The sequence below is a fragment of the Thiohalomonas denitrificans genome, assembly GCF_900102855.1.
GTDB classification, from domain to species: Bacteria; Pseudomonadota; Gammaproteobacteria; order Thiohalomonadales; family Thiohalomonadaceae; genus Thiohalomonas; species Thiohalomonas denitrificans.
The window spans coordinates 20,231-27,962 of record NZ_FMWD01000017.1; the positions used below are offsets into that span (position 1 = coordinate 20,231).

Consider the following 7,732-nt stretch of genomic DNA (forward strand, 5'->3'; position numbering starts at 1 on the left):
AACTATATACTAGTGTGCTGTTATGGATAAAGGGCATACACACGCATAGTACCAAGCCATTCGCCGTGCCCGTACAAGACCACAGACTATAGAAATTCACCGACCAGGACCTCCGCTATCCGCACGCAATTAATGGCTCCACCTCGACGGATATTGTCAGCCACTAGCCAGAGGTCCAGACCGTTCGGGTGGGAAGCGTCCTGGCGGATACGGCCCACATGTAACGCCGCACTATCTGCCGCCTCGGTAACAGGAGTCGGATAACCTTCCTCACTGTCGTCCGAAACCTCGATACCCGGCGTTTTCCGATAGAGTTCACGGAGTTCCTCGCTGCTTAGCGCCCCGTGCGTTTCCAGATGCACAACCATCCCGTGACCGAAGAAAAGCGGCAATTGCACCGCTGTATGATTAATGCCCAGATCCGGCGCAGCGAAAACCCGGCGCAGCCCATCCATCAGCGCCCGCTCCTCTCGGTTGTAACCACCCGGCTCGGGGGCACCCACCTGGGGGAGGACATTGAAGGCGATCTGTCGGGAGAATATCCCGGTTTCCACCGGCTGCGCATTGAGCAACTTCGCAGTCTGGGAAGCCAATTCGTTTACACCAGCTTTCCCCTGCCCCGAAACCGCATGGAAACTCACGACGTTTACCCGCGTCACCCCAACTTGTCGCTGAATCGGCGCCAGTGCAAGAGCCAGGATCACCGCCGCCGAGGATGGAGATACCAAAATGTGACGGGCTTCAAAGTCTCCGACCGCCTCCGGGTTCACTTCGGGAACGATTACGGGCAGATCGGGATCACTGTCGAAGGCTCCCGATGCGTCGATCACGATGCATCCGGCTTCCACCGCGGGCGGCGCAACTTCAGCAGCCAGAGCCTCGTCGCAAGCCAGAAACACGATACGGGAGTGGGTGAAATCGAAGCTGTCCGGGTCCTTGACAGGAACCCGTTTGCCGCGGAATTGCGCATAGCTGCTTTCGGCTCCGCGTTCGAGAAGAAACAGCTGGCCCACAGGGAAATCCCGGTCGGCCAGCGATTCGATAATGGCAGCACCCACCAGAGTGGTGGCACCGACCACGGCCACATCAAAGGCCTTGCTCATAGATTCTGTAAATCTCTGTGTTGGGACTAGGAGGACCCTGTAACCTGCCGCTGTTCTGGCAGGCGCCAGGGGCCTTTGGAGCTTCTAGCTCTCCAGGAGAATACGCAGCATGCGGCGCAGCGGTTCGGCCGCACCCCACAGGAGCTGGTCCCCAACCGTAAAGGCGGCCAGGTACTCCGGTCCCATAGTAAGCTTCCGGAGCCGTCCCACCGGTACATCCAGCGTCCCGGTAACGGCGGCCGGGCTCAACTCGCGCATGGTGGCTTCCTTTTCGTTGGGCACGACCTTCGCCCAATCGTTGGCGGAGGCCAGGATGCCCTCGATGTCGGCCAGCGGGACATCCTTCTTGAGCTTGATGGTCAGCGCCTGGCTGTGGGAGCGCATGGCGCCGATACGGACGCAGATACCGTCGATGGGGATGGGATTCCCCGACCGGCCGAGGATCTTGTTGGTCTCGACCTCTGCCTTCCACTCCTCCTTGCTCTGCCCGCCCTCGGTCTCGCAATCCAGCCAGGCGATGAGGGAGCCGGCCAGGGGGGCGCCCCACTGCTGCTGCGGGTATTCGGGACTGCGCATGAAATCGGAGACCCGGCGGTCGATCTCCAGGATGCCGCTGGCGGGGTCCTCCAGCAGGTCTTTGGAGACGTCGTGGAGGGCCCCCATCTGCTGAAGCAGTTCACGCATGTTCTGCGCACCGGCGCCCGAGGCCGCCTGATAGGTCATGGGGCTAATCCATTCGATCAGATCTTCCTGGAACAGCCCGCCCAGACCCATCATCATCAGACTCACGGTGCAGTTGCCGCCCACGAAGGTCTTGGCACCATTGGCCAATCGGTCGGTGATCACATCGCGATTGACCGGATCCAGGACGATCGTGGCATCATCATCCATCCGCAGGGTGGAGGCGGCATCGATCCAGTAGCCCTTCCATCCCGCCTCGCGCAGCTTGCCATATACCGATTCGGTATAGCCGCCGCCCTGGCAGGAAACAATCGCTTCCATCTGCTTGAGTTCATCGATGTCCTTGGCGTCCTTGAGCGGCGGCACATCCTTGCCCACATCCGGACCCGGTTTACCGGCCTGAGAGGTGGTAAAGAACACCGGGTCGATCTCCGCGAAGTCGTTCTCCTCGCGCATGCGCTGCATCAGCACGGAACCCACCATGCCGCGCCAGCCGACAAAACCTACTCGCTTCATAATTTATCTCCTTGGTTAACCGCAAAGAGCGCGAAGGACGCTAAGGAGGTGCTCCGCTTCTACTTGTACATTTTTTCTTGGCGCTCTTGGCGTCCTTTGCGGTAAATCTATTCAACCGCGCAGGGCAGCTACGACGGCATCGCCCATTTCGGCGGTGCCCACTTTTTCGGAACCCTCTGTCCAGATATCCGCGGTCCGCTTGCCTTGATCCAGTATGGCATTGACGGCCTTTTCGATACGGCCGGCCATTTCCGGCTCGTCGAGGGTGTAACGGAGCATCATCGCCACGGAGAGGATGGTGGCGAGCGGATTGGCGATGTTCTGGCCGGCGATATCCGGCGCCGAACCGTGGATCGGCTCATACATACCCTTGCCGTTTTCATCCAGCGAGGCGGAGGGCAGCATGCCGATGGAGCCGGTCAGCATGGCGGCGGCATCTGAAAGGATGTCGCCGAACATATTGGTGGTCACCATCACGTCGAACTGCTTGGGTGCACGCACCAGCTGCATCGCGGCATTATCCACATACATGTGCGACAGTTCGATTTCGGGCCGGGCCCCGGCCTCTTCAATCATCACCTCGCGCCAGAGCTCCGTGCACTCCAGTACATTCGCCTTGTCCACCGAACAGACCCGCTTGTCACGCTTCATGGCGATATCGAAGGCCACCTTGCCGATGCGGCGAATCTCCGACTCCGAATAGACCAGGGTGTTGAAGCCCTGCTTCTCGCCATTATCCAGGGTACGCACCCCACGCGGCTGACCAAAGTAGATGCCGCCAGTCAGTTCGCGAACAATCATGATATCCAGCCCCGAGACCACCTCGGGCTTCAGGGTCGAGGCGGAGGCGAGCTGCGGATAGAGCAGCGCCGGACGCAGGTTGGCAAACAGCCCCAGACCGGAGCGCAGCCCCAGTAGCCCCTTCTCCGGGCGCACTTCGATGGGCAGCGACTCCCATTTGTAGCCGCCGACCGCCCCCAGCAGTACCGCGTCTGCGGATTTGGCAAGATCCAGGGTCTCCTCCGGCAGCGGATGGCCCTTGGCATCGTACGCCGTGCCACCGACCAGCCCCTCTTCCATTTCCACATCGAGGCCGAAGTCGGCCCGAAGGACATCGATCACCTTGACCGCCTCGGCGACGATCTCCTGACCAATCCCGTCACCGGGCAAAACTGCGATTTTTTTTGTCATTGAATTTCTCTATCTGATCTTTTAACCGCAAAGGTCGCTAAGGAACGCGAAGACAAAAATCTAAATTCCATTCACCACTCGTCTTATCCCTTGCTTCATTCTAAGAACATTAAAATTCAGCAAATAGCCGAGCCTAAATCCCCCGAGCCGCAAATATCCCAGAATCTGAGCCAAATGAAGGTCGTTGATGTGTTCAACAGCTTTCAATTCAAGAACAACTTCGCCTTCCACCAGCATGTCCAGCCGGTATCCAGCATCAAGCTTCACTCCGTCGTATGCGACAGGCTGAGATACTTGTCGCTCTACCACTACTCCTCGCTTTCGAAGTTCATGCTCCAGGCAAACTTCATAGGTACTCTCAAGCAGCCCCGGGCCCAGCTTCGAATGAACACGAATTGCGCTATCGACTACTTCCCGCCCAATTTCTTCAATCATCATTCCCTAGCGTCCCTTCGCGTCCTTTGCGGTAGGATTTTTTCAGAACAGCCAGGGAGCTTCCTGGCGACGGTGCTGTTCGTAGGCGCGGATTTCATCCACATGCTGCAGAGTGAGGCCGATGTCGTCGAGGCCCTCCAGCAGGCAGTGCTTGCGGGAGGCGTCGACCTCGAATTCGAAGACCTCACCGGAGGGCGTGGTGATCCTCTGCGCCGCCAGATCCACCGTCAATCGGTAGCCCTCCTTCGCCTCGGTCTCCCGGAACAGCTTATCCACCGTCGCTTCCGGCAGGACGATGGGCAAGATGCCGTTCTTGAAACAGTTGTTGAAGAAAATGTCGGCGAACGAAGGGGCAATAATCACCCGGAAGCCGTAATCCAGCAAGGCCCAGGGCGCATGCTCACGGGACGAACCGCATCCGAAGTTCTGGCGGGCCAGAAGAATGCTCGCCCCCTGATATCGCGGCCGGTTGAGCACGAACTCCGGGTTCAGGGGACGTTGCGAGTTGTCCATTCCCGGCTCGCCATGATCCAGATAGCGCCACTCATCGAACAGATTCGGTCCGAAGCCCGTGCGCTTGATCGATTTCAGAAACTGCTTGGGGATGATAGCGTCGGTATCCACATTGGCCCGATCCAGCGGCGCCACCAAGCCCGTCAACTTTTCGAATTTTTCCATGATTAAAACCCTTTAAACCGCGAAGGACGCGAAGGAACGCTAAAAAAACACAACCGGCCCCAAGCCTCCCCTAGGCGCCTTTTGCCAGCTCCATAATTCATCGCACTTTTCCATAGTTAAAACCCTTTAAACCGCGAAGGACGCAAAGGAACGCTAAGAAAACAAAACCGGACCCAGGCCTCCCCTAGGCAGATAATTCATCACGCCAGAATCCGAGTACTTCAAACCTTTGCGTACCTTCGCGTCCTTTGCGGTTAAATGCCCTTTCAATAAGCCCAATACGTAGGCGCCTTTTGCCGGCTCGATAATTCACCACGCCAGAAGCCAAATACTTCAACACCTTTGCGTACCTTCGCGTCCTTTGCGGTTAAATGCCCTTTCAATAAGCCCAATACGTAGGCGCCTTTTGCCGGCTCGATAATTCACCACGCCAGAAGCCAAATACTCAACACCTTTGCGTACCTTCGCGTCCTTTGCGGTTAATGCTCTTATCCGAAATCCCGGATATCGACAAAATGACCGGCGATAGCTGCGGCGGCGGCCATGGCGGGACTGACCAGATGGGTGCGGCTGCCCTGGCCCTGGCGGCCCTCGAAGTTGCGGTTCGAGGTGGAGGCGCAGCGTTCGCCGGATTCCAGGCGGTCGGCGTTCATGGCCAGGCACATGGAGCAGCCCGGTTCTCGCCATTCGAAACCGGCGTCGAGGAAAATCCGGTCGAGTCCCTCCTCCTCGGCCTGCTGCTTGACCAGCCCGGAGCCCGGCACAACCAGCGCCAGCCTGACCGAATCGGCCTTTTTGCGACCCTTGACGATCGCCGCTGCCTCACGCAGATCTTCGATACGGGAGTTGGTACAGGAGCCGATAAAGACCTTATCCACCGCGATGTCGGTAATCGGCCTGTTGGCCTCCAGACCCATATACTCCAGGGCCCGGCGCATGCCGCCCGCCTTTACCTCATCGGATTCCCCGGCCGGGTCCGGAACCCGGGCATCCACGCCCACGACCATTTCCGGGGAGGTGCCCCAGGTGACCTGTGGGGCGATTTGTGCGGCGTCGATGCGGACCACGCGATCAAATTCGGCGTCATCATCGGATTTCAGGTCTTGCCATGCGGCGACAGCCTGCTCCCACTGCTCGCCCTGCGGGCTGTAGGGACGCCCCTTCACGTAGTCGATGGTCTTCTCGTCCACCGCCACCATACCGGCCCGGGCACCCGCTTCGATGGCCATGTTGCAGACCGTCATTCGCCCCTCCACCGAGAGATCGCGGATCGCTTCGCCACCAAACTCGATGGCGTATCCGGTGCCGCCGGCGGTGCCGATCTCGCCGATAATCGCCAAGACGATGTCCTTGGCGGTGACTCCGGGTCCCACCTTGCCATCCACCGAGACCAGCATATTCCGGGATTTTTTCTGCACCAGGCAGCCGGTGGCCAACACATGCTCCACCTCTGAGGTGCCGATGCCGTGGGCCAGGGCCCCGAAGGCGCCGTGGGTCGAGGTATGGGAATCACCGCAGACCACGGTCATGCCGGGCAGGGTCGCCCCCTCCTCGGGGCCAATGACATGCACGATGCCCTGGCGGACATCGCCCATCGGAAAGTAGGTGATGCCGAATTCCGCTACGTTGGCGTCCAGGGTCTCCACCTGAGTACGGGCGATTGGGTCTTCAATGCCGCGGCTACGATCGGTAGTCGGTACGTTATGATCCGGTGTCGCCAGGACCGTATCGGTTCGCCACGGCCTGCGGTCGGCCAGTCGCAGGCCCTCAAAGGCCTGTGGCGAAGTCACTTCGTGGACGAGGTGGCGATCAATATAGATTAGCGATGTCCCCTCTTCGTCCGTACGAACGACGTGGGCATCCCAAAGTTTGTCGTAAAGTGTCTTTCCAGCCATTTCGTCCTTCTCGGAAGATTCGATTCCTGACATTTCAGTGCTGCCGGCTGTCATGGTAACCCCGCTGCAATCAATTACTCAAATTCATATTTTTCATGTAACCTATAACCCGCAGGAATACCCCCATGGATTTCCTCTGTGCTCTCCGTGGTAATCGATAAAATGTTCCATTCAGCCACCGATAACCGATAACTCCTTTCGTGGACATTCCCAACCTGCAAGCGTTCCTCGCCGTCTCCGACGCTGAATCCTTTTCTCGTGCGGCGACCCGACTCCACCTCACTCAACCGGCGGTCAGCAAGCGTGTCGCCGCACTCGAGGAAGAGATGGGAGCGGCCCTGTTTGACCGGGTCGGTCACCATATCGTCCTCACCGAGGCGGGACGAGCACTGCTTCCCAATGCACGGAAGGTCCTGGAAGCGGTCGAAAATGGGCGCCGTGCGGTGCTCAAACTCTCGGGGACGGTGGCCGGACGACTCAGCATTGGCACCAGCCACCACATCGGTCTGCATCGTCTGCCCCCGGTACTGCGCCGTTTCCATACCCGCTACCCGGGGGTCAAGCTCGATCTCCGCTTCATGGATTCGGAGCAGGCCTGCCGGGCGGTGGAGACCGGGGAACTCGAGCTGGCGGTGGTTACGCTCCCACCAACACCGGCCCCGGGGCTTCTGGTACGCACCATCTGGGATGACCCGTTGGCTATCGTCGCCAGCAGAGAACACCCGCTCACCAGCGTGCCGACACCCACTCCGTCCGACCTGACGTCCCACCCGGCGGTACTCCCCGCGCGCGGGACCTATACCCGCCAGACGGTGGAAAGCGCACTCCTTCCGCTCGGCCTGGAACTCAATGTCGAACTCTCGACCAACTATCTGGAGACCATTCGCATGCTGGTCAGCGTCGGGCTTGGTTGGAGCGTATTACCCGCCACCATGATCGATAGCGACCTGGCCACAATCGCCATCCCCGAGCTGCAGCTGGAACGTCAACTGGGCCTGGTCTGCCACCGTGCCCGAACCCTCTCCAACGCCGCGAGTGCCTTCGCGGTGGAGTTGGATAAGAGAGATGAAACCGCAAAGGTCGCAAAGGTTCGCTAAGGCTGGAATGATCGAGGCCGATTCCGCCCGAATGGCGTCGGGGTATGGCCGGAGATCGGGTCCTAATCTTCGCGATTCTTTGCGACCTTTGCGGTTAACATTCGCGGCGGAGTTGAATAAGAGAGATGAAACCGCA

The 7,732-nt window shown here is 59.2% G+C and carries 7 protein-coding genes; 1 reads left to right on the top strand and 6 read right to left on the bottom strand.

Annotated features, from left to right (window positions below; all coding sequences use genetic code 11):
- Positions 1 to 86: 86 nt before the first annotated feature.
- The 6 genes from BLP65_RS16005 to leuC all read right to left on the bottom strand — a co-directional run bounded on the left by BLP65_RS16005 (position 87) and on the right by leuC (position 6,499).
- Positions 87 to 1,103 (bottom strand): aspartate-semialdehyde dehydrogenase, encoded by a 1,017-nt coding sequence (locus BLP65_RS16005; protein ID WP_092999232.1) that lies wholly within the window; start codon positions 1,101 to 1,103, stop codon positions 87 to 89.
- An 84-nt stretch (positions 1,104 to 1,187) separates the two neighbouring features.
- A complete protein-coding gene (gene asd / locus BLP65_RS16010) occupies positions 1,188 to 2,300 on the bottom strand; it encodes an aspartate-semialdehyde dehydrogenase (protein ID WP_092999234.1) in 1,113 nt (370 codons plus the stop codon).
- 111 nt (positions 2,301 to 2,411) lie between these two features.
- Positions 2,412 to 3,491, bottom strand: coding sequence for a 3-isopropylmalate dehydrogenase (leuB, locus tag BLP65_RS16015; protein WP_092999236.1), 1,080 nt, complete (start codon positions 3,489 to 3,491; stop codon positions 2,412 to 2,414).
- 60 nt (positions 3,492 to 3,551) lie between these two features.
- Positions 3,552 to 3,929, bottom strand: coding sequence for a GxxExxY protein (locus BLP65_RS16020; RefSeq protein WP_175452626.1), 378 nt, complete (start codon positions 3,927 to 3,929; stop codon positions 3,552 to 3,554).
- A gap of 39 nt (positions 3,930 to 3,968) precedes the next feature.
- Entirely contained in the window at positions 3,969 to 4,604 is a 636-nt protein-coding gene (gene leuD / locus BLP65_RS16025) for a 3-isopropylmalate dehydratase small subunit (RefSeq protein ID WP_092999238.1), read from the bottom strand.
- A 488-nt stretch (positions 4,605 to 5,092) separates the two neighbouring features.
- Positions 5,093 to 6,499, bottom strand: coding sequence for a 3-isopropylmalate dehydratase large subunit (leuC, locus tag BLP65_RS16030; RefSeq protein ID WP_092999254.1), 1,407 nt, complete (start codon positions 6,497 to 6,499; stop codon positions 5,093 to 5,095).
- Between the two features lie 200 nt (positions 6,500 to 6,699).
- Between leuC and BLP65_RS16035 the strand changes: the two genes are divergently transcribed.
- Entirely contained in the window at positions 6,700 to 7,596 is an 897-nt protein-coding gene (locus tag BLP65_RS16035; protein ID WP_092999240.1) for a LysR family transcriptional regulator, read from the top strand.
- Positions 7,597 to 7,732: the final 136 nt, after the last annotated feature.

What these genes read in the sequence shown, in the direction of transcription:
- BLP65_RS16005 (WP_092999232.1), bottom strand. Translation starts at nt 1,103, where the DNA reads ATGAGCAAGGCCTTTGATGTGGCCGTGGTCGGTGCCACCACTCTGGTG.
- asd (WP_092999234.1), bottom strand. Translation starts at nt 2,300, where the DNA reads ATGAAGCGAGTAGGTTTTGTCGGCTGGCGCGGCATGGTGGGTTCCGTG.
- leuB (WP_092999236.1), bottom strand. Translation starts at nt 3,491, where the DNA reads ATGACAAAAAAAATCGCAGTTTTGCCCGGTGACGGGATTGGTCAGGAG.
- BLP65_RS16020 (WP_175452626.1), bottom strand. Translation starts at nt 3,929, where the DNA reads ATGATGATTGAAGAAATTGGGCGGGAAGTAGTCGATAGCGCAATTCGT.
- leuD (WP_092999238.1), bottom strand. Translation starts at nt 4,604, where the DNA reads ATGGAAAAATTCGAAAAGTTGACGGGCTTGGTGGCGCCGCTGGATCGG.
- leuC (WP_092999254.1), bottom strand. Translation starts at nt 6,499, where the DNA reads ATGGCTGGAAAGACACTTTACGACAAACTTTGGGATGCCCACGTCGTT.